15 protein-coding genes are annotated in these 21,547 nt (G+C 54.3%); 7 read left to right on the forward strand and 8 right to left on the reverse strand.

Translation table 11 applies throughout. The annotated features are described in order from the left end of the window. Window positions 1-73 precede the first annotated feature (73 nt). The 4 genes from C5Y96_RS06795 to C5Y96_RS06810 all read right to left on the reverse strand — a co-directional run bounded on the left by C5Y96_RS06795 (window position 74) and on the right by C5Y96_RS06810 (window position 3,736). Window positions 74-748, reverse strand: coding sequence for a family 16 glycoside hydrolase (locus tag C5Y96_RS06795; RefSeq protein ID WP_146115548.1), 675 nt, complete (start codon window positions 746-748; stop codon window positions 74-76). A 140-nt stretch (window positions 749-888) separates the two neighbouring features. Continuing rightward, window positions 889-2,307 (reverse strand): tetratricopeptide repeat protein, encoded by a 1,419-nt coding sequence (locus tag C5Y96_RS06800; RefSeq protein WP_146115549.1) that lies wholly within the window; start codon window positions 2,305-2,307, stop codon window positions 889-891. Between the two features lie 289 nt (window positions 2,308-2,596). Beyond that, window positions 2,597-3,322 carry a hypothetical protein gene (locus tag C5Y96_RS06805; protein ID WP_146115550.1) on the reverse strand — a complete coding sequence of 242 codons (726 nt, stop codon included), beginning with the start codon at window positions 3,320-3,322 and terminating at the stop codon, window positions 2,597-2,599. A gap of 105 nt (window positions 3,323-3,427) precedes the next feature. Next, entirely contained in the window at window positions 3,428-3,736 is a 309-nt protein-coding gene (locus C5Y96_RS06810; RefSeq protein WP_105351268.1) for a hypothetical protein, read from the reverse strand. Between the two features lie 194 nt (window positions 3,737-3,930). Here C5Y96_RS06810 and rlmN point away from each other — a divergent pair, with 194 nt between their 5' ends. Next, entirely contained in the window at window positions 3,931-4,992 is a 1,062-nt protein-coding gene (rlmN, locus tag C5Y96_RS06815; protein ID WP_233198843.1) for a 23S rRNA (adenine(2503)-C(2))-methyltransferase RlmN, read from the forward strand. On the opposite strand, the gene C5Y96_RS06820 is transcribed toward rlmN, so the two are convergent. Together C5Y96_RS06820 and C5Y96_RS06825 are read right to left on the reverse strand one after the other, a co-directional pair. Continuing rightward, a complete protein-coding gene (locus C5Y96_RS06820) occupies window positions 4,989-5,504 on the reverse strand; it encodes a hypothetical protein (RefSeq protein WP_105351272.1) in 516 nt (171 codons plus the stop codon). The two genes, rlmN and C5Y96_RS06820, sit on opposite strands and share 4 nt — an antisense overlap. Before the next feature lie 429 nt (window positions 5,505-5,933). Beyond that, entirely contained in the window at window positions 5,934-6,620 is a 687-nt protein-coding gene (locus C5Y96_RS06825) for an MOSC domain-containing protein (protein WP_233198844.1), read from the reverse strand. Window positions 6,621-7,305: 685 nt separating this feature from the next. Between C5Y96_RS06825 and C5Y96_RS27275 the strand changes: the two genes are divergently transcribed. From C5Y96_RS27275 to pilM, 4 genes are all read left to right on the forward strand, one after another. Next, window positions 7,306-8,532: a DUF1559 domain-containing protein gene (locus C5Y96_RS27275; protein ID WP_105351821.1), complete on the forward strand. Its 1,227-nt coding sequence runs from the start codon at window positions 7,306-7,308 to the stop codon at window positions 8,530-8,532. Between the two features lie 344 nt (window positions 8,533-8,876). After that, complete coding sequence (locus C5Y96_RS06835; protein WP_105351274.1) at window positions 8,877-10,199, forward strand: DUF1559 domain-containing protein; 1,323 nt, start codon at window positions 8,877-8,879, stop codon at window positions 10,197-10,199. Between the two features lie 109 nt (window positions 10,200-10,308). Next, window positions 10,309-11,625, forward strand: coding sequence for a DUF1573 domain-containing protein (locus C5Y96_RS06840; RefSeq protein ID WP_158261122.1), 1,317 nt, complete (start codon window positions 10,309-10,311; stop codon window positions 11,623-11,625). A gap of 59 nt (window positions 11,626-11,684) precedes the next feature. After that, the gene (gene pilM, locus C5Y96_RS06845; RefSeq protein ID WP_158261123.1) at window positions 11,685-14,279 is read left to right on the forward strand and encodes a pilus assembly protein PilM; all 2,595 of its coding nucleotides are present in this window, start codon (window positions 11,685-11,687) and stop codon (window positions 14,277-14,279) included. A gap of 79 nt (window positions 14,280-14,358) precedes the next feature. Here pilM and C5Y96_RS06850 read toward each other — a convergent pair whose 3' ends face one another. Both C5Y96_RS06850 and C5Y96_RS06855 read right to left on the reverse strand, forming a co-directional pair. Then, window positions 14,359-16,716, reverse strand: a complete 2,358-nt coding sequence (locus C5Y96_RS06850; RefSeq protein ID WP_105351279.1) for an arylsulfatase — start codon at window positions 16,714-16,716, stop codon at window positions 14,359-14,361. Between the two features lie 181 nt (window positions 16,717-16,897). Beyond that, window positions 16,898-19,261: a DUF4159 domain-containing protein gene (locus C5Y96_RS06855; RefSeq protein WP_158261124.1), complete on the reverse strand. Its 2,364-nt coding sequence runs from the start codon at window positions 19,259-19,261 to the stop codon at window positions 16,898-16,900. 433 nt (window positions 19,262-19,694) lie between these two features. Here C5Y96_RS06855 and C5Y96_RS06860 point away from each other — a divergent pair, with 433 nt between their 5' ends. Both C5Y96_RS06860 and C5Y96_RS06865 read left to right on the forward strand, forming a co-directional pair. Continuing rightward, complete coding sequence (locus C5Y96_RS06860; protein ID WP_105351824.1) at window positions 19,695-20,651, forward strand: AAA family ATPase; 957 nt, start codon at window positions 19,695-19,697, stop codon at window positions 20,649-20,651. Beyond that, a complete protein-coding gene (locus C5Y96_RS06865) occupies window positions 20,648-21,544 on the forward strand; it encodes a DUF58 domain-containing protein (RefSeq protein ID WP_105351284.1) in 897 nt (298 codons plus the stop codon). Before C5Y96_RS06860 ends, C5Y96_RS06865 begins: the two co-directional genes overlap by 4 nt. The last annotated feature ends 3 nt before the right edge of the window (window positions 21,545-21,547 follow it).

Consider the following 21,547-nt stretch of genomic DNA (forward strand, 5'->3'; position numbering starts at 1 on the left):
ACAACCGAGATACAAAAAAAGCTCCTTGCCAATGCAAGGAGCTTTTTTGCGCTAGTCGATCATCCAGCCAGGCTTACTTGGCCGAGGCTTCCCAGATGGCAACGTTGCGGAACAGGGCTCCTTCGCCGCGAGCCACGAAGCCAATGCGGCCCTTGTGTTCCAGGAAGCGTTCGTGAGACGCTTCGATTTCCTGGCCATCGAGCGTTGCCCGCATGCGATCGCCGCACACTTCGATGGTGATCTTGTGCCACTTCTCGGGGTCGGTGTCCTGCTTGATGCGTTTCAGTTCTTCACGGCGGGTTTCCTTCGAGATGCCGCTCATCTTCTGAATCCAAAACGCATCAGGCTTGATCATTACGCGGCCCTGGTGCAGATTCGGCTGATTGGTATCGCGAAAGACGAAAGCAACCTGTGGCGACTGGTTCATCTTGAACTCGGCCGTTAGGACAAAGTCACCCATGTCGGTCACGTACTCGCAAACGGCTTCGTGGCCGTTGGGACGCTGCTCGCTGGGTGCTTCCTGAATGGCGTAAGCAGCGCCGTCGATGGTCTTCCAATCACCCAGCCCATCGCGCCACTGGCCGGCCTCGACCTTTCCTTTGGCCACCATGACATCCGGCTTGTCGAACTTCTCGAACGCGACCAACTTGCCGACCTTACAGATCTTGGTTTCCGGAGCAACCGGTGCCTCGGCCAGTACCGTGCGAGCAAAACCAACGACAGCCAAGAGAACTAGAAGACGTTTCACGGGGTGGGACTACCTATACAGGGATCGGAGAAAAGGCGGCCGCGAAATTCAACCGCCTTGAATGGGTAACTTTAGAATAGCACAAGCGATAGCCGTTTGCTCTAGTAGCATGCCCATAGAATTCCTGAGTTAGGCGGACCCTAGTTTTGCTTCTCTTTCTCTCGTTGTTCGGCCTGGTGCTTCTGCCGGATGTCTTCCCAGTACTTCTTTGCTTCCCTTGCCCGTCTCAGGTCTTCCTGGACCTCGTCTTCGTTCCCCAATCTAGCCCAAATGACTGCCCGCAGCATGAATCCCTGCTGGTCATGCTTGCCATGCTTTAGGTAGGTGTTAATGTCCTGCATGGCCTTGTCATATTTCCCCATGACAATGAACATGCGAGCCCGCTCTTCAAAGCAACTGTTGTCCCTGGGATTGTCATCCATCATGTCTTCGTAAACGGCGTTTGCTTCTTCATACCGTTTGGCATGCGCAAGGCCCCTAGCCAATTGACGCTTGTAGTAACTTGGATACTTGGCAAGTTCCGCAGCCTTACCGAAATCCTTTAGGGCGTTATCATGCTTTTCAAGCTCAAGGTAGGCCGTGGCTCGGTCACCATAGAACACTGACTGAATTTCTTGGTCGTACTTATTTAGCTCGATAGCCTTGGAATACGCCTCGATGGCTTCCTCAAAACGCTTGCTATTGACCAGGTATCGAGCAAGATTGCCATGTGTCGCGTAGTTGTCACCGTCGATATCAATGTTGTGTCGATAGTCGGCAATCGCTTTATCAACTTGATTGGTTTCGCGATATATTTCAGCACGCAATCCAACGAACTTCGAGGCTTTCGGCCTCTGCTCGATCAACTCATTGATATCCGCTAGAGCGAGATCATACTTTTTCTGTTGTTTGTACGACTTGGCTCGGTAGTACTTGGCGCATGGGTCGTCCGGAATTCGCTCGAGAATCGCAGTTGCTTGATCAACAGCATCCGCGTACCTTTCCAAATTCAAATAAGTAATGATCAAGGTTCGTCTCGGCTCAATCAGTTCAGGCTTTAACTGGACTGCTTTAGCGAAGTCGACAGCTGCTTCGGCGATCAACTCTCGGTCAATGCCATAGATTGCTTTGATTTGCGATGGCCGATCATGGATAAGGCGTCCCCGCCCCACGTAAGCTTCTGCCAACTTCGGATCCAATTGAATGGCCGATGTAAAATCCTTGATAGCCTTCTTGTTCTCGCGCTGCTCGACATAGAATTTGCCCCGTTCGAAATACCGGATCGCACTTTTATCAAGCTCGATCAAGGCAGTCAGATCGACCTCTATCAGGTCAACATTCTCCAACTCCCGATTCAATTCCAGCCGTCGATCTCGCAAAGCATAATTCTTTGGCTCTAGCTTGATGGCGTCGTCGTAGTCGACCACGGCCCAGTGCTTCTGATCCAGCAGCACGTGTAACTCGGCCCGCTCAGCGAAGCGTTCAGCCGTTTTCCCTTCGGTCGCGATTTTTTTGGTCAGATCGACGATCTTAGCTTTGATGCGAGCCTGCCGCATCTCGGTTCGATCAATCTTGGGCAAATCCAGACTACTGCGATCAGGAAGAAAGGCAACTCGGTCCTAAGCCTGTGGCTCAATTTCGTCGAGACATGCATGTAGGGTGCCGGAAGCGAACGGCAGCAAAACAAGGGAAAAGACTAGCAAGCACGAATAAACAGGATTGAACGAGGAAGAACTCAATGATTTGCTCCGAGTCAGCAAAGGCTACCAAGTGGGTAAAGTTTGCATCCTAAGAGTAACATTTCTGACACGGGCTTCCAAAGTCCTTTTTCGCAACCTTCTGTCCCGCCTGAGTCGCGGGGTGGGGCCACTACTCTTCTTCAGCCGGCTTCTCTGCCGATTCTTCCGCAGCAGGGGCCTCCTCAGAAGCAGGTGCTTCTTCTGGCTTTGCTTCTTCCGACTCGCTCGGCTCTTCTTTCACTTCCGACTGCTCGGAGGCTTCCACCTTCAGATCCGCAGCAAACCGATAAAGCCCTGGCAGGAACTTTTCTTTGTCGACGCTGTAAGTCAACAGCTCGATCGAGTACCGCTTGCCCGAGCGAACCGTTTCCAGGAAGACACCACTGGCCGCAAGACTGCGGAACTTCATGGCTTTCTCGTAACGGACGAACCAGGCATTGCCGATGTTGACCACCGTCATGGCCGCGTCTTTGTCGGCACCGACTTCTTCGGTAATCTTGCTAACCAACTGCTTGGCAGATTCGGCCGAAGTGGTTTCTGGCAGACCACCAGCATCCGACTCGCGCAGCACGAGCCGGGGAATGCCCCCTTTGTCTTCGTAGTAGGCCGCAAAGAGATAATCGTTGGATCGCGGCAGGAACTTCCAGCCCTCTGGCATATTCGATTGAACACGCCCACCGTCCAGCGGAGGAGTTGCCTCACCAGCCGGAGCGAGCGATACCTTCGCTGGCTTGGCCGTGCCTGCAGCCGGCTGAGGGGAAGTAGCGCTGCCACCTCCAGCCGCAGGAGCCGGAGCGGGCTCGCTGGTGCATCCCAGCGCCGCAAGTAGAAGTACGGCGCAACTTACTAGACTCATTCGCAGCATCATCGTGGGGACTCCCGCACTCAAACAGGTGAGTTGTTGGTACTAGGAAGAGGCAACTACGAAAACGGCACCCAGGGTTGGGGTGTAGCGGGGCCGTTACTCGATCGTTTCTTCGATCGTTTCCTTGACCTTCTGAACGAAGTGCGGCGGCTTACCGGACTTGCTCAGATCGGCAGCTTTGGCTTCGGCCTCTTCCTTCTGATCGAATTCGTAAAGTGCGACCCGCTTCATCGACTGATTGAAAACCCCCCAGAACATCTTCATCCGGACTTCAGTGGTTTTCTTACTGCGGGACTTGCGCTTTGCCTTTTTCTTCTTGGGTGCTCCTTCGTCCTGAGCTTCGGCGGCTTCTGCAGCCTCCACTTGAGCGCGCAACTCTTTACGATTAGCGACTTTTCGAGCCATAGTGCAATCTTGCCGTTGTGGGAAGTTGACCAATTACTTGCGAAGGCGAGAATCTAATAAAAGACGAGTTCCCTAGTGGGCCTACCCTCGCAATGGGTTGAATTTAGCTAATATAACGGATTCCGTTGCCAATCACCATGGGCAGACCGTTTTCCCTCGAAATAGCCATAGGGTCTCTTAGGCAGACCTTACTCATGATCGATCTTGTAGAGCAAATCGTCCGTCATCAACTGGAAGAGACCGTCAAAGAACTGGGGCAACCCAAATTCCGGGCCAAACAACTGCGCGAGTGGATCGTGCAGAAACGGGTCGATTCCTTCGAAGAAATGACCAACCTGCCCAAGGCCTTTCGCGAGAAGCTGGCCGAGTCTTGCCGGATTTGGACAACCACCATCGCCAAGCACACCACAGCTGATGACGGCACCGAGAAGCTGTTGGTCCAGTTGCACGACGGCGGCCGCATCGAGTGCGTGCTGCTACGGGATGGGGACCGACGGACGATCTGTATCAGCTCGCAGGTTGGCTGCGCGATGGGCTGCGTCTTCTGTGCTTCGGGCCTGGATGGGGTCGAACGCAATCTAACCGCCGGCGAGATCGCTGAGCAGATGCTGCGGCTGCAGATGCTTCTGCCTGAAGGGGAACGCTTAAGTCACATCGTAGTGATGGGCATGGGAGAACCACTCGCGAATATCGATCGGCTGCTGCCGGCGCTCGACCTGGCATCGTCGGAAGATGGTCTGGGCATCAGTGCTCGGCGAATCACCATCAGCACGGTTGGCCTCCCACCGGCGATCGACAAGCTCTCGAAGCTCGACACGCGGTATCACCTGGCCGTATCACTACACGCCCCCAACGACGAGTTGCGGACCCAGATTGTGCCGGTCAATAAGACCATCGGCATTCAAAAGATTCTTGACGCGGCCGATCACTACTTCGAGGTCAGCGGGCGACGACTGACCTTTGAATACGTGCTGCTTTCCGAGCTGAACGACCGCCCAGAGCACGCCCAGCAATTGGCCAAGCTCCTCAAGGGTCGCCCTGCCCTGTTGAACGTGATTCCCTACAACCCAGTGCCTGGCCTGCCGTACGAAACGCCCACGGTCCAAGCCCAGCAGCGCTTTCGCGAGATCCTGGAAAGCCACGGGATTACCGTGAAGTTCCGGCATCGCAAAGGAGACAAGATTAACGCAGCGTGCGGGCAGTTGCGACGACTCTCGAAAGAGAATCTTGTGCCACTGGAAGGGATGTCATCCTAACGCTCGGAATCAAATTGCTGTACCAGTTCAGCGATTTCCGAGACCACAGCCTTGTCGATATCCGAAGGATAAAAGAGACGCACGATCAGATGGGCACCGACATCTTTACGGTTGGGAGCCATCATCAACACTTTGAAATAGTGTCGATCAAACGTCTGCGGCACCACGGCCATCCCCACATAAGGCCCTTCGTGAATTTCTGCCGTGCAGAGAATCCCCTTGCGATCAGGCCCAAGCATCTCAGATGCTTCTTGCCACTGGCCAGTCAGCGTGGGCAAGTGAACCATGAATTTTCGAGTCTTGTAAGACCACTCAAGTGACTTGCTCGAAGCCTTCGGTCGCTCGAGCCTGGCATCTGGGTAGTACTTCCCGATGACGCCCCCCAGGTTCTCCGAGAATGCTTGAAAGGGAGGATCGTCCCACGTGAGTTTCTCATCAGCGCGACCTTGGGAAACCAACACGAGGACGAGAAGCAGACCAGGCGTAAGCCAAGACAAGACATCGTATGACATAGCGAACCTAACGAGAGCTCGTGATTCAACCAGGAAACCGTTCGCCCTTATTTTGCACTGCGATTCCTTCAATTGCCAAGAAACAAAAAAACGCCCCGCTTAGTCAGCGGAGCGTTTTCTGAAAGTAAACCTTCGGCCAGATGCGACGAGTGGAGTCGCTGCGAGAATTGCGCATTTCTGAGCGTGCACTTGCACTAGCCGTTGATGAAACGGGCAATCGCAAAAAAATGGTCCCTCAGCCGATGTGGGCCGAAGGTTTATATCCTTTGTTCATGATGCTTCCCCCATTTTACCTCATAACAACGATGAGGATAGGTCGGAAACACGAAGAATAAGTTCGACCACTAACCCCGATCTGGTTCACTAAATCCCTGTGACATTTTCATTTGCGAAGAAACTCTTTCGGTGATACCGCAGGAGAAATGTTTGCTAGCCCGCCCCTTTTTCGACCCGCTTTCGAAATTCACCGCGCCAGGCTTCCGCCAAAACCTTGCACTGGGCCATCGTCTGGGCGTCCTCTAGATTGCTGCGATCGTGGTAGAACAACTCGTTCAGGCGGGTGATCGGCCACTCTGGGAGCGTTCTATCTACTAACACCATGTCTTGATCAGCCGAAACAACCCCTTCTTCAAGGATCCGCACGTACCAGCCCATTCGACCGGTAGAAACAGCCAGGGCCGTGAGTTGCTTCAGACGCCAACGACGCCCCAACTTCCAGCAAGGCTGCCGCGGCTGAGAAACTTCGATTCTCGCGGTTCCTACCTCGTAGACATCCCCCAGGCAAACGGTCTCTTCCGCAAGCCCGCTGACGGTCAGGTTCTCACCAAATGCCCCTGGGCCAAAGCTCTCGATAGGGAAACTCTCGGCCAGCGCGTCCATCTGCTGGAATTCGTTCCGCCAAATGGGGTAGTGCTGGGCGGAGTAGCATAGAACCGCTTTATCTACCCCCCCATGATGGACTAAATCGGCGACGCCGTCTCCCTCGAAACCTAGGCGATGTAATTGAACCGAACCAGCAACAGGCTGCTTAAAGAAGCCGGTCTGCCAAGGCTTGTCCATCGGATCGGTCGCTTCCTCGCTGCCGTATTGCTGCGGCACGCCGACAGCTAGTTGCACGATAACTCCTTTAACAGACAACACTTACTCCTTAACTAGCAATGACCTACGAAAGCATTCCCATCGGGTAACCCCAACGCCTGAGTTCGGTTTAGATGCCTCTTTGACTCAAAAGATCCAACAACCGTTCGACTGGTTTTCCCCACGGCTGGAAAAATCGAGCGGAGATTTCTCGGTATTTTTTTTACGGTGACGAACCATTAGTATTAAGAGATCGTAACAAGCCTATCGAGACATTTCCCTCCAAGAATGTTACGAAGCAAGTGTGAGTTCCAGGAAAAGGCCATCCAATAACGTTCGTTCAAAAACGAGCGATTTTGGGTGGCCTTTTGCCTTTTCGAATTCCACTTCGCAAACCACCCACTCACTGACCAATTCTTAACAATCGCGTCTTGTCTCTCACGCGACCGCGCGGCTTCGTATGTTCTTGCGGGCTTCCGCACGCTTCTCTTTAAGCGAAGACAACGAGGGCTAAATCCGTTCTTAACATGTCCGCCTGACAATGTCGCGAAATGTAAACGGCAAGGCGGACCAGCAAGTGAGTAAGTGCTGGTCGCAACACTTACTCACAGAACGTTGCTAACCCGCGTCAGAGGACATTCACCTCATGCAACGCAACACCTTGGTCGCCTTGCGCCAGCAGAGTGCGACACTTCCCAATTGCCACTCGCAACGCAGAGATTCCATGACAACGAACCAATTGCTTGCTAAACCACGGCTTGCGTTTACGCTCGTCGAATTGCTGGTCGTGATCGCGATCATTGGGATTCTTGTTGGTCTGGTCTTGCCAGCGGTTGCCACGGCCCGTGCTTCGGCACGGCGGATGGAATGCCAGTCTAACCTCAAGCAGATCGGCATTGGCATGGTCAACTTCGCCAGCATCGACAAGGGCCGTCGCCTGAATTCCGGCGGATTTAGCTGGCGGCGAGACGGTGCCGTTACCGAGGTGGGCTGGGTCGCTGACATGGTCAACTCCGGCATCGGTGTTGGCGACATGCTCTGTGCGTCGAACAATGCTCAACTCTCTGACACCTATGAAGATTTGCTTTCCGAAACAAGCGTCGCTAAAGCAGGCACCGCACCCAACGACTACGCTGCGTTTGCTGATCCTCAGGGAGACTCGCTTGGATCTGTAACCGTCGCCCTGGAAAGTGGACTCGCCGGTAAGAACCCTTGCCGTGAAATCTGTGAAACCAGTGGCCTGCAAACCCCAGGCAGTCTACGAGACGAACACGTCAAAACAAGAATCTACGACAAGCTCTATAACACCAACTATACGGCTCACTGGTTCCTGATTCGGTCACGAGTGCGGATGTCGTACGACAGTTCCACACGTCGCCCCACTGGCAACCTGGTGTCAACGACTACATCGAACCCGCTGGTATCACTGGCCGCAACCCTTGGTCCGATGACGACCGCCATAGTCGACAATTCGGCCACTTCATCGAGCTTGATTCCCCTGTTGGGAGACGGCTTGGGGGGCGGGGGTGGTCTGCTTTCTCGCGGATTGTCAGGCAACGTTCAGGCAGGTGAACCGATGGTTCCCTTCTGCACGTGGGGCCCTCGGGTTTCGGCAAGTAGTGCGGACTCCATCGCCGGCTGGACACCCACCACCTTGTTGCAGCCCCCTACTTTCTCAGGTGCCCCTGAACCGGTCTGGAAGGAAGCCTGGTGGGAAGGATGCCGCCAGGATCTACGTCAGTTCGGCGTAAATCACGGCGACATTTGCAATGTCCTGATGGCCGACGGAAGCGTTCGGTCACTCACCGATAGCGATGGCGATGGTTTCCTCAACCCCGGCTTCATTGCCGGCCAGGACTACCTTATCGGCTACGACCGCAATACCGAGGCAGAAGTCCCTGAGACCGAGTGTTACTCGCGTTGGGACCTGAAGCCCTTGAAGTTCAAATAAATGCCACTAGTGAGGGCCATGTCCGGCCAAAAGCAGTGGATTCAACCTTAATCGAAAATTCGCCCCTAGATTCACATTACGTTGATAATTCAAAGCGACAATCTAGCCAAATCACTTTATTGAAGGGAGGTCGTAGTAGTAAGTCGGTTCCCAATCGTAGTTTTGCCAACCTGTTTTGATCACGCCCAGCGTCTTCAAAACCTCCACCCCAGATGGAACATCACAGCACAAAAAAAGAGAGACCGAAGCACTAGATTTGGAACTCCGTGCCTCGGCCCCCTCTGAAAAGCGTCTTTCGACACTCTTTCCACAATTGCTTGTAACTAAATCCTTGGAGATTTTCAATGAAGAAACGTGGTTTCACGTTGATCGAACTGCTGGTGGTTATCGCCATCATCGGTATCCTCGTTGCCCTGCTGTTGCCTGCCGTTTCGCGTGCTCGTGAAGCTGCTCGTAACGCAGAATGCAAAAACAACCTGCGTCAGTTCGGTATCGGTATGTACATCTACTCCGATGCCAACAAGAAGGCTGCTCTGACCAGCGGTGCTTACGACTACAAGCGCGATGGTTGCCCAGACAGCTACGGTTGGGTTGCTGACCTTGTTAACACGGGTGCTGCCGCTCCGGCTGAAATGCTCTGCCCAACCTCGCCACTGCGTGGTCTGGAAAAGCTGAACGACCTTCTCGGTGGTCAAGATACTACCTCGCCTAAAGAAGGTGCTCCAACCGGTCGCCTCACGGCTGGTGCCTGCAAAGGTAGTTTCAGCGGTACGGGCATCAACTCGGTTGGGCGTGCTGAATACCTGAAAGTTCAGTTGATCGATCAGGGCTACAACACGAACTACGCTCAAAGCTGGTTCGCTGCTCGTGGCAATGTCAAGTACGTGAAGACCGGTAATAATCGTGCTCTGTACACCGACAGCGGCAACAACTACGTTACCAAGGGTCTCGGCGGTACGACCGGTCCTCTGACCCAACGTCAACTGGGTACGGCCATCGTTCCTTCGCAAGCCGTTCCAATGCTGGGTTGTGCTGCTCCTGGCGACGCTGACGAAGCCGTTCTCGGCACCACCATCAGCGAAGACGCATCCCTGACCTCCGGTGCTCGTCTGGCTGAATCGTTCAACGACGGTCCAGCTTACTTCAACAACAACCGCGTGAAGATTCCTAAGAACACCAGCTCGCTGGACTTCGGTGTTATCTTCTCCGGTTCCGGCACGGGTGCTTGGGATGGTTACGACAATCCACAAGCTTTCGCGAACCCAGAACTCTCGAACGATCCTACCGATACCATTATCGGTAACATTGAAACGAAGTTCAACACTCTGGAACAGCGTATGGCTGCTGTCCTGGGTCAAAACGCTTCGCAGACCTTCCAGTGGGCTCAGGACACTCGCGACTGGTTCGCTTGGCACTCCACTGGCAAGTCCGGCGGTAGCGCCAACGTGCTGATGGCCGACGGTTCGGTCAAGTCGCTGTACGATGTCAACGGTGACGGCTTCTTCAACCCAGGTTTCGACGTCGACAACACCAGCGAATCCGAAGAAGCTCTGCTTTCCGGCAACGGTTACACCAGCAACGATGTTGAACTCGATTGGTTCGACGTCTACTGCGGTGTTACGCTGGAATCGCAGCGTCAACAGAAGGGTACCTTCGAAGACGACTAATGTCGTTCTTTGAATGGGAGCCGAAAACTACGAATGCCTTCGAAAGTCGAGCCTTGGAGGAAACTCCAAGGCTCGCTTTCTTATTCTTCCCCACCAGTATCTGAGTCTAATGATGAGCCGTTTCGCCCCCCTCACCGTTGTGCTGCTGATTCTTGTCGTGGCCGCTTCGATTTGGTACGCCCAGCCATCGAACGTACCTGAATCGGGCACCACCAACATCCCAGGCGAAAAGGTTGACTTGACCCTTACCTCAAGCCAAACAAATCACTCTCCGGCCCAGGAGCCGAATGATTCCAAGGGAGAAAGTACCTCTGCCGCAAAGCCTTCGCCCCAGGCTTCAACTCCCAAAGCAAACCGATCCGAGGAACGCCCTGGTAGTACCGTGATTCCCAAAGTCCGCGTTGACGAAACCGTCTTCGATTTCGGGACGCTTCCACGGTTCACCACCGGTGATCACACGTTTGTGATTCACAACGAAGGGACCGCTCCGCTTAAGATCGAACAAGGCCCCAGTTCGTGCAGCTGCACGCTCATTGGTCTCGAGAAATCGGAAGTTCCCCCCGGCGGCAAGGCTGAGATCCGCTTGGAATGGACCTTGAAGTTCAAAGAAGGCCCCTTCCGCCAGTCCGCGGTGGTCCTCACGAATGATCCCGACCACAAAGAACTGGAATTCGTGGTGAAAGGGTTAACCGAAAACCGGTTTACCCTGGTCAACGACACGATCACATTCAACGGACTAGCCCCGATCAAAGAAGCCATGTCGCAAGAGACGATTGTCTACTCGCGCACGCTGAAAGAGATGGATCATATCGAGTTGGAAACCATTGCCGACATTCCAGGCATGACCATCGAACTTGAGCCGGCCAGCCAGGAGGAACTCGATTCACTTGAGGCCAGGTGCGGCAAGAAAGTTATCGTTACCATCCCGGCCGGATTAGAAAAAGGCAATTACACCGGGCAAATTGCCCTAAAGTCCACTTCAGCTGAATCTCACACTTCAGGCGACGAGACTCAGCAAGCTGAGAATTCAGCGGTCGCCCGCTTGAACATCCAAGCCATGGTGAAGAAACCAGGCGTCAAGTTCTTCTCGCCTCGAATCGATGGCTTTGGTGCCGTAAAACTTGGATCTGTTAGCTCAAAGGATGGCAGCGAACCCTTGCTGATCAATTTTCGTGTCGACCAAGGGGACACGCCTTGGAAGGTAAAGGACATTTACGCATGGCCCGAATTTGTTGACGCCAAAGTCGTCACGCTTGACCAAGAGATTGGTCTGTTTCAGCTGCAAATTCAAATTCCCCCAGGCGCTCCACCCGGCAATTATTACGGTCAGGAGATTGGACGTATCGTCATCACAAGCGACCACCCTCTCTTGCCGCGCATTCCGAGCAAACAAACAGGCCTATGGCTGGATTTCCATGTTGAATAACACCCCCACCCACGACTGACCTTCACAAATCCTTCATGATTCGCAAATACAATGATGCAATGTCATCCACTCAATCGAGCATCGATCCGTACGACCGTCTGCTTCGGATAAAAACCGAAGGGAAGTCACTTAATTTCTACGAGGTACTTAAACTCGAAGATTTTGAGGACGACATCAATTACATCCGCAACTATGGGGAAAAGGCACGCAAGCAGCTCCACTCGAAATTCGGCGAAATCGATCCTGGTCTATGGCGGCAGGTTTTCAACCATGTCGAGGACGCCATTGCCACGCTGACCGACAACGACAAGAAGGCCGAATACGACCGAAAGCTGGATATCCAAAAGACGGGCACTTCGGTCCAGATGGCTGCCGGCACCAACGGCAGCAGCCATAATCATGCCGCGAAATCGGCCGAGGCCGGCGATCGTATTGCGTGCCGCAAGTGCTCGACGCACAATCCTCCTTCGCGCCGATTTTGCTCTGCCTGTGGCGATGCCCTCTTTCTGGCCTGCCCTGAATGCGGTGGGATGAACACCGTTCACGAAAAGTTCTGTGGGCAATGTGGTGTGAACCTGCAAGCTTCGGCCAACGCTCAACGAGAGGCGCTCGAATCAAAGTTCGACGAAGCGGAAGCATTGCTCAAAGATGGCCGTCACGATCGTGCCTGCGATGTCTTGCGTACCCTTACCAAGGCCCAGCACGAAGGAGAAGTCGAATTCGCCAAGCGTGCCGCCACAATGATCACGCAGATCACGCTCGAGAAAGAACGCCTGATAGATCGCGCGCCGGATGTGGAAGCCGAGGCCAAGCAGCTTCGCGACGGAAAGCACGCGGAGAAGGCGGTCGCTTTGATTCGCGAGATTCCAAAGATCCTGTGGCCTGAATCCCTGCGAGAACTCTACGACGAAGTCAGCGAGACCAAGAAACAAATCAAGCGACTTGCTCAGGAAATCAAGACGGCCATTCAAGAGCGTCGCACGTCGCGACTGCTTCCCAAGGTCGAACGACTACTCGAACTCAAGCCGCATGACATCTCAGCCCAGCGTTTAGCCGAGAAGCTCCGCAAGTCGCAAGACCAGGCCGATCGCTTGAAACGCGAGAAGCTGGTCGAAAAGGCCAAGCAGTACATCAAGCAGTTTCGCTACGAGCGGGCTCACCAGGTTCTCTCCGAAGTACCGGAGTCGGTTCGCACCGAGAACTTCCTGAAGTTCTTCGATCAAGTTTCGGAGCTGGCCTTTCTATCGACTGACCTGCGTCGAAGCTCGTATACCGACTCGATTCTGGTCGGCATGGCGAGCCGCCTGGTCAAGATGATGCCGAAAGACAAGCATTCCATCGATCGGCTGCACAAGATTACCCAGCGTCTGGAGCAGGCTCGCCGGAATCGCGATGCTCCGATCTCTTACTGGAATGAACCACCTAAAAACACCACGCTGGGCATTCCGGTCGATCTTTATCCCCGCTTCCGTAAGTTCAACACGGCCGCAGTCAACGACAACGAACACTTCGACCATTTCTCCTCTGGTTTTATTGTCGCCGTGGGGCTTGCGCTTCAAGGCATCGGCGTGGCGAAGATCGAAACGAACCTGCTACCGAACAAAGCAAGCAGCGTGTTTGGCTTGATTGGGGCAGGCAAGAAAGCTGCCGCCGGCGATCTTGCGTGGGGTATCGATCTCAGCAACTCGGGCATGAAGGCTGTGTTGCTGCGAAAGGAACGCCTGGGAGACAAGAAAGACGGCGAAACGATCGTCCATATCGAACAGATGGTGAAGATCGAATTCAAGCGTCCTCTTTCTCGAGCAGACGACGCCGATCGTCGCGGCCTGATTCAAGACGCTGTCGAACAGTTTTTCAATACGGTCGGCCGAGATGTCTTCAACGACAAGCGAGGCAAGCCGGTCGTATGCTTGAGTTTGCCAGCCACCGAGGTTTTGGGACGCTTCCTGAACTTGCCACCGGTGGAAGACAAGAAGATCCCGAAAACCGTTCAATACGAAGTACGCCACCAGATCCCCTTCCCGATCGAAGAGTTGTCGTGGGACTACCACGTTTGGGATGACAACTTCGAACCGGAAGAGATGAGCCTGGAAAGCGATGCCAAGCGAACGTGCGTGGTCGTCGCTACCCGGTTGACCAAACTGCAAGAGCGGCTGGCATTCCTCCGCGGACTGGGCATCACACCGAGCCTGGTTCAGACCGATCAGATGGCGATCTACAACTTCTTCGATTTCGACCTCTTCTCCGACCAGTCGTATCGAGAACAAATGGAAGAGACCCAGCAAGCCGTCGGCATTCTCGATGTCGGATCGGATGCGAGTCACCTGATCATCTGCGGCCCCAATGCCATCTGGTTCCGCAGCCTGGAAGTTGGAGGCGAAAACTTCACACGTATCCTCGTGCGTCAGATGAGCCTCACGTTCACCAAGGCTGAAGAACTAAAGAAGAAGCCAGATACAGCGGACGAGATCTTCAAGCTGTACGACGTGATCGAACCGGTACTGAAGAACATCTCGAAGGAAACGTCCTATTCGGTAAACACTTACGCAGGGCTCGACAAGCTGAAGCTCGCCGAGATCAAGCTGGTTGGTGGAGGATCGTACCTGCACGGGCTGCTCACGTTTCTGCAGTACGGAAAGTTCCTGGACGTCTAACAACAAATCATCGTTGAACAAAAAAGGCCATCGCTCGATCAGAACGATGGCCTTTCGCTTTAATCATTGCAACGATTGATTAATTCAGTTCAATGACGACGGTCTTTAATTGCCCCTCGAACTTGAACGGCACCTCGTACTGATCATTGATTGGCGTACCGGTATCGAAACCGATATCCATCGTTTCGTCGAGCGTGACCCGGTTCGGAATACTCTTCTCGACGCGTCCTTTGCCAACGACCTTATCATTCGCGTACAGTGTGACATTGGCCCCAGCCAGCGGCTTATCTGCATCGGTAACGTATTCCATCTTCAACTTGACGTTGCCGGTCGGGATCTTGTCTTCCGACTCGATCGTGTAGCGATTGACCCCAGCCAGGTTGTAATGGTACGTCAGCTTGCCCTCCTTCACGTAGAAGCCGTATCCACAGAAATTTCCTCCCTGCGTAAACAGCACGCCATCGGCACCTCCCTCGGGAACAACCACGTTCGCGGTGATCGTATGGCTTTTGTACTTAAGGTCCGGAGACGAACCTTCGGTCAAGCGAAGCAGATTCGGATAGACGAACTTATTGCGTCCCTCGGTCAGGCTAGGTCGGTTTTCGACTGCCAGTCTCGCTGTCTTGCGATCATCCAGCGGCAACACGTTATAGCGCGAAGCTTCGGCGAAGAATAACTTGACCAACGCTTGCAGTTTCTCAGGTTCCTGTTTCGCAAGATCATTGGCCTGACTAAAGTCTTCGTCCACGTGATAAAGCTCCCACGGCATGTCAAGAAGGTTCGCCGGTGGGTTTTCCGAAACCCAAGGAACACCTCGCAGGGCGCTGGCCATCCAGCCGTCGTGGTAGATGCCTTGATTGCCCATCATTTCGAAGTACTGGGTGGTACGTCGGTCTTCGGCATTGGCATCATCAAACGAATAGACCATGCTTACCCCTTCGACCGGTTTCTGGGCGATTCCGTTCAACTGAGCCGGAGACGGCACCCCGACGACTTCCAGGATCGTTGGATAAATATCGATCACGTGATGGAACTGGTCGCGCACCTCGCCACGGGCCTTGATCCCTTTCGGCCACGAAATCGCAACACCATTTCGAGTTCCTCCAAAGTGACTGGCAATTTGCTTCGTCCATTGAAACGGGGTATCCATCGCCCAGGCCCAGGCAGCCGGAAAGTGATTAAAGTGCTCGGCACTTCCCAACGTATCGATGGCCTTCAGCTTGGCTTCCAGGGGTTCTTCGATGCCGTTGAAGAAGGTCATTTCATTGAGCAGACCACTCATTCCCCCTTCTGCACTGGAACCGTTGTCGCCGGCAATGTAGATCACCATTGTGTTTTCGAGTTCGCCCATCTCGTCGATGGCATCGACAATACGACCCACCTCGTTATCGGTGTGGGCGGTAAATGCCGCGAAAATCTCCATCATGCGGGCATAAACCTTACGCTGGTCTTCCGGCAGCGAATCCCATGCTGGCAGCGAGTCTGGTCGTGGTGTCAACTTCGTATCTGCTGGAATAATCCCCAGCTTCTTTTGTCGAGCGAATGTATCTTCGCGGTATTTGTCCCAACCGCCATCAAATTTGTCTTTGAACTTGGCGATCCATTCTTCTGGAACCTGATGCGGAGCATGCGTGGCTCCTGGGGCGAAGTAAACAAAGAACGGTCGCTGGGGAGCGACTGCCTGTGATGCACGAATAGTACGGATCGCATGGTCTGCCAAGTCGGTGGTCAGGTGATACAGCGAGCCATCCTCGTTGGTTTTGGGGGCTTCCATGCGTCGCTTGTTCTCGACGAGAGCAGGCGTGTATTGATCTGTATCTCCGCCGACAAAGCCGTAGAAATAATCAAAACCCAAACCATCGGCCCAACGATCAAACGGACCAACGATGCTCGTTTCCCAGTCAGGCACGTTATGGTTCTTGCCGAACCAGGCGTTCATATAACCGTTCTCTCGCAGCACTTCCGCAACCGTTCCGGCCGAGGCTGGAATGATGCCGGTATACCCGGGGAAGCCAGTCCCAGCTTCACCAATCACACCGGAACCAACCGAGTGATGATTGCGACCGGTAAGCAGTGCAGCCCGAGTGGGCGAACAGAGTGCCGTAGTATGAAAGCGATTGTAGATGACTCCATTCTTGGCGATCCGATCAAGCGTGGGAGTCGGAGCCGCGCCACCAAACGTACTGCATTGGCCGAAACCACAATCGTCGATCAGGACGATCAAGACGTTCGGTGGGTCTTCCAAGCCAAACGTTTGCGGAACATCCAGTTTGGGCTTCACGGCAACCGAGTCTTTGTAGGTCAGGCCAATCTTTCCCGCAAAGGGCTCTTCTGGTCGAGGCAACACTTCTTGAGCAATCACCGAACCGGCATACCAGACTACCGCCAGGAAACAACATGCACGAGTCACTCGTACAACCAGCATTCCAGAAAACATGGCGTGGAACTCCGTGTGATAGAAACGCAGAAACGCGACTAAGAATGCATGAGAAGCAATACTGACCTATGAGTCAGGGTAGTACTATTTCAGCGGCGAAGAAAGCACATTCGCGAGAACTTCAAGGATTCGCAACCCAGAGTCCAGGCGCACTTTGGGCTGTATTGCTAAGCGGGACTACTCACTGCTGCATCGCGTAGAGAAGAATGTTCGTGGCGATCCGGGCAGCATCTTCTTTGACGTAACCCTTGCACTGTAAAGAGGCTCCGCTTTCCATCGCGCAGCTCAAGTCATTCGGGCTGAAAACCACCGCCAGGCGATTGTTGATGAATAGGCCTTCCAACTCAGGGCTCGACTCGCGCCGAACCGACTTGAGTCCCTCTTCATTGCTGTTGCGGGTCTGCGGGTCGTTGAGCGTGACCGTCGTGATATCGAAACCACCGTAGCCGGTCGACAACAGCGGATGGTCGATTGGAATCGCCTCCAGTTTGGCGTCGGGGAAGATCGCTGCCAGTTCGCGGCGAAACGCCACGGTAAACGGCTTGCTGGCACAGATCGAGTCGGCGAAGAGAAACCCTCCCCGCTCAAGATACTCTTTCAGATTCTTCCGCTGCTCGGAGTTGAATCCAAAATCGCGACGGCCATGCATAAACATAATTGGATAGAACTGATGAGTGTCGTCCTGCAATGTGACCATCGGCTTTTCGATATCGAACCGCAGGTCAAGCTGTTCGCCGGCAACGCGAACCATGTTGGCTAGCGCTGCTGGAGCATCGTCCGAGCCACCCAGGTGCTGGATCTTGGCGACCTTCAGTACGTTGCGTCCCAGTTCGTCCTCCACGCCGCCGTCAGTGGTCAGTTCGACGCGTTCGAGCTTGTCTTTCAGTTGCCGTCCGGTGGCGTAGGCCAACACGTTGGCCCCCATCGCATTGGCTGCTTTGACCTGGTTGCGAACTTTGATCGAGATTTTGTCGTCGTCCAGAAAGCTGCGACTGCCATATAGTTCCCAGTAGCAGCTTAAGTCCTCAGGCGTGTAAACGACGCTCGTGCGGCAGCACGCATCGAGTCCCCACAGCGGCACGGTGAAGTCAGGATTGACGGCCTGTTCAGCGAACCACACCGGATGATCAGGCGGCAGCAGGCGGAAAGAACTGTCGGGCAGAATCCGTTTCAACATCGCGCGGAAATCGGTGTCGAACTTCTGACCACCGCAGCCAGCTTCCGCGAAGATAAAACCGCCCCCTTCTATATACTGTCGCAGCAACTCTTCCTGCTTCGGCGTAATCTGAAAACCATCTTTCCCGCTGATCCAGATGACCGGCGTCTGTAGCAAGTCTTCGGCCGACTTAACCGCACTCACATCAACAACCTGCCACGTCATCTTCTGCTGCCAGAGACTCTCGACGTGACGATTCAAATTGTTGAGGTCATGCCGATGCGGATTCCAATCTTGGTTGGCTGTGTATCTTAGTTTCGAGACCAGTACCGGGCGGCGGCCCTTGGCCAGAAACAGCAGCGCGAAGCTAGTCGAGACAAGCGGATTGCTCTGCTCGACCACGCCGGTACCCTTCCAGGTTCCATCGAGCGAGTCCTGCCAGGCGACCAGCAGTTCAGCCCCTTCGCGATACCAATCGTGCGTTCCCATAAAGCGACGACCACTCAATCGCCCGACGCGTTCGATACCATACAAGTAATAGAGCAGCGAGTTCCCACCGCCGCCCCCTTCTGAAGGATTCGTACGCAGGGTCATGTTCCGCGTGAGCCAATCGAAACCGCGATCGACCGAACTGTCTTGCTTCAACGGCACACAGCAGTTGACGTTGTCGCCGTTGATTTCGGCGTCACCATTTTCCAGGCGTTTGGTCGTGATGATCATCGACGTGATGCCGGCGCACGTCATGCTTCCCGTACCGGGCGCATTGGGCAGATACCCCCACGAGCCGCTTCCGTTTTGCATCGAGTCCCAGCGGAGGAATGCCCGTCGCCAGGTTTGCTCTTTGATGGTGGCACCATGCTCGGCCGCTTCATCCAGCGCCAGCAGCGCAAACTGGCTGTTACTGTTGTCGCCACCACCGCCCCCTTCTCGTGGGGAACCATACGACCAAAGCCCGGCGCGTTCGCCGCTCTCGATCTGATAACTTTCTAAAAGTGCCGCATTCGACTTGATCAACTGCAAATCTTTTTGCGGATCGACAGCACAGAAGACCATCGTTTGCAGGGCAAGTGCGTAGGTCTTGTCGGCCCGGGTACTGCGAAGCGAAGTCAGTGCTTTTTGAATCGCTGGATCATCCTTCGGGACGCCAGCTTCGAGAAGTGCCAAGGTGACTAGCGAAGTTACCCCACCCTTAAACTCTGCGTAATCTTGCCAGCTTCCATCCTGGCGCTGGGCCGCTTTCAGATATCGCACCGCTTTGTCCATCGCGTCGCGGACATTTTGCGGAGTAACCCCACCGCGCGTAGCCGCACGCTGCGCCATCGCAGGGGGCGCAATCAGAAAGATCGCTACAATTAGCGTACAGCAGCTAGTGATTCTCAGTGGGAACAAGCGGAGGTTCCTTCGGGACACGTCGCGTTCGCTTCTTTTCATCTTAGGTCTGCCTGCGGTGGACACAAGCGAAATGCGGGTGCGTTGTTTCCATCGAAGCACGTTTCTACAATCACTTGGCAAGGCAACAGGTTTTCGTTGGAAGGAACCAAACCTTTTCCCCTGCGTAACTTACAATTATGCGGCTAATCTTTTTTCTGTCCCCTCTCCCTTCGCGAGGGCTGGGGTGAGGGTTGGTGAAGCGTGTTCTCGGTTCGCCCCCTCACCCTAACCCTCTCCCCGCAGGGGCGAGGGAACAGGAAAAAATGCCGATACCAAACTTAGCGTCACTCATTCACCATCGACGATTCCCCTCTGAGACAAGGCGTCTATTGTGGGCAAAACCAGAAACCTGGGCGAAGTTCTACAAGAATTTAAACAACAACGCATCGTCATGCAGCAGGAACTGCAGAAGGTGATCGTCGGCCAGGACGAAGTCATCGAACAATTGTTCGCGGCCATTTTTACGCGCGGGCACTGCTTGCTGGAAGGGGTGCCAGGCCTGGCAAAAACGCTGATGGTCAGCACGCTGGCCAAAGTGCTCGACATGCAGTTCAAACGTATTCAGTTCACACCAGACTTGATGCCGTCGGACATCACCGGTACCAACGTGTTGGAAGAAGACGAAGATGGCCGCCGCAACTTCCGCTTTGTCGAAGGGCCGGTCTTCACCAACATTCTGCTGGCAGACGAAATCAACCGAACGCCACCTAAAACACAAGCCTCGCTGCTACAAGCAATGCAGGAACGTGAAGTAACCGTCGGCCGCGAAACGATGGACCTGCCAGAGCCCTTCTTCACAATCGCCACGCAAAACCCGATCGAGCAGGAAGGGACCTACCCACTGCCGGAAGCCCAGCTCGACCGATTCATGTTCAACATCATCATCGACTACCCTTCGCTGGACGAGGAAGAGAAGATCCTCATGGCCACTACGCGGCAAGAGAAGGTCGAAGTTCGCAAGGTGTTCAGCAGCCGAGCCATCCTCAACATTCAAAAGCTCGTGCAGTCGGTCGCCGTCAGCGAATACGTCATCAAGTATGTGGCGCGACTCGTACGTGCGACACGTCCGCGCGATGCCGAAGCTCCGCAGTTCATCAAGGAACTGGTCGACTGGGGTGCGGGTCCGCGTGCCGGTCAGAACCTGATCAACGGTGGCAAAGCGATTGCCGCCATGGAAGGCCGCTTCTCGGTGGCGATTGAGGACGTCAAGAAGATTGCCATCCCGGTGCTGCGGCATCGTATCGGCACCAACTTCCAGGCCCAGGCCGAAGGGATGACCAACGTCGATATCATCGAACGTCTGCTCAAAGAAGTCCCAGAACCCAAGATCGAAAAGTTTGAACGTTGACCACTGCCGAAAGTTATTTGAAGCCTGAGGTGATCCGCCAGATCTCGCGGTTGGATCTGCGCGCTCAGTTCGTGGTCAAAGGGTTCCTGCAAGGCTTGCACGCCAGTCCCTACCATGGGTTCTCCGTCGAGTTCAGCGAGCATCGTCGCTACGAACAAGGAGACGATCCGAAGGACATCGACTGGCTGGTTTACGCCAAAACTGATCGCTATTACATCAAGAAGTTTGAAGCGGAAACGAACATCACCGGCTATCTGGCAATGGACCTGAGTCGTTCGATGGCGTACACCTATCGTCAGGAGATGACCAAGTTCGACTATGCGATCAGCCTGGCTGCGGCGCTGTGCTACTTGATGGTTCACCAGCAAGATCCCGTCGGCCTGGTAACGTTCGATACCAAGATCCGCGCCAGTCTTCCTCCCAAGTCAAAACGCAAGCAACTGGGGGATGTCCTTTCGCTGCTGGCTAACTTAAAGCCTACCGGTGAGACGGACATCGCGCACAGCCTTTCGCAGTTGGCTGCCATGCTCAAGCACCGCAGCGTGGTGATGATCTTCTCCGATTTGCTCGCCGATTCGGAAGAAGTGATGCGAGCGATCTATCAACTGCGTCACCGAAACCACGACGTCATCCTTTTTCATATTCTCGATGAAGCGGAAGTGACGTTTCCGTTCGATGGGATGGTCGAGTTGGAAGACCCGGAAACCAAGGAGCGGATGAAGGTCGACGCCAGTAACTACCGCAAAGATTACGAAAAAGAGATCAAGGCCTTTCGCGACAAGTATCGCCAAGATTGTTTTCAGGCCGGGGTCGACTATGTGGAACTCGACACCAGTATGCAGTTCGACAAGGCCCTGACCGAGTACCTCATCAGCCGCCAATCAAGGTTCTGATTT

It is taken from the genome of Blastopirellula marina, from assembly GCF_002967715.1.
Taxonomy (GTDB): Bacteria; Planctomycetota; Planctomycetia; order Pirellulales; family Pirellulaceae; genus Bremerella; species Bremerella marina_B.

Excerpts from the sequence above, each read along its gene's own strand:
- C5Y96_RS06820 (WP_105351272.1), bottom strand. The coding sequence starts at position 5,504 with ATGTCATACGATGTCTTGTCTTGGCTTACGCCTGGTCTGCTTCTCGTC.
- rlmN (WP_233198843.1), top strand. The coding sequence starts at position 3,931 with ATGATCGATCTTGTAGAGCAAATCGTCCGTCATCAACTGGAAGAGACC.
- C5Y96_RS27275 (WP_105351821.1), top strand. The coding sequence starts at position 7,306 with ATGACAACGAACCAATTGCTTGCTAAACCACGGCTTGCGTTTACGCTC.
- pilM (WP_158261123.1), top strand. The coding sequence starts at position 11,685 with ATGTCATCCACTCAATCGAGCATCGATCCGTACGACCGTCTGCTTCGG.
- C5Y96_RS06810 (WP_105351268.1), bottom strand. The coding sequence starts at position 3,736 with ATGGCTCGAAAAGTCGCTAATCGTAAAGAGTTGCGCGCTCAAGTGGAG.
- C5Y96_RS06840 (WP_158261122.1), top strand. The coding sequence starts at position 10,309 with ATGATGAGCCGTTTCGCCCCCCTCACCGTTGTGCTGCTGATTCTTGTC.
- C5Y96_RS06860 (WP_105351824.1), top strand. The coding sequence starts at position 19,695 with ATGCAGCAGGAACTGCAGAAGGTGATCGTCGGCCAGGACGAAGTCATC.
- C5Y96_RS06805 (WP_146115550.1), bottom strand. The coding sequence starts at position 3,322 with ATGAGTCTAGTAAGTTGCGCCGTACTTCTACTTGCGGCGCTGGGATGC.
- C5Y96_RS06850 (WP_105351279.1), bottom strand. The coding sequence starts at position 16,716 with ATGTTTTCTGGAATGCTGGTTGTACGAGTGACTCGTGCATGTTGTTTC.
- C5Y96_RS06835 (WP_105351274.1), top strand. The coding sequence starts at position 8,877 with ATGAAGAAACGTGGTTTCACGTTGATCGAACTGCTGGTGGTTATCGCC.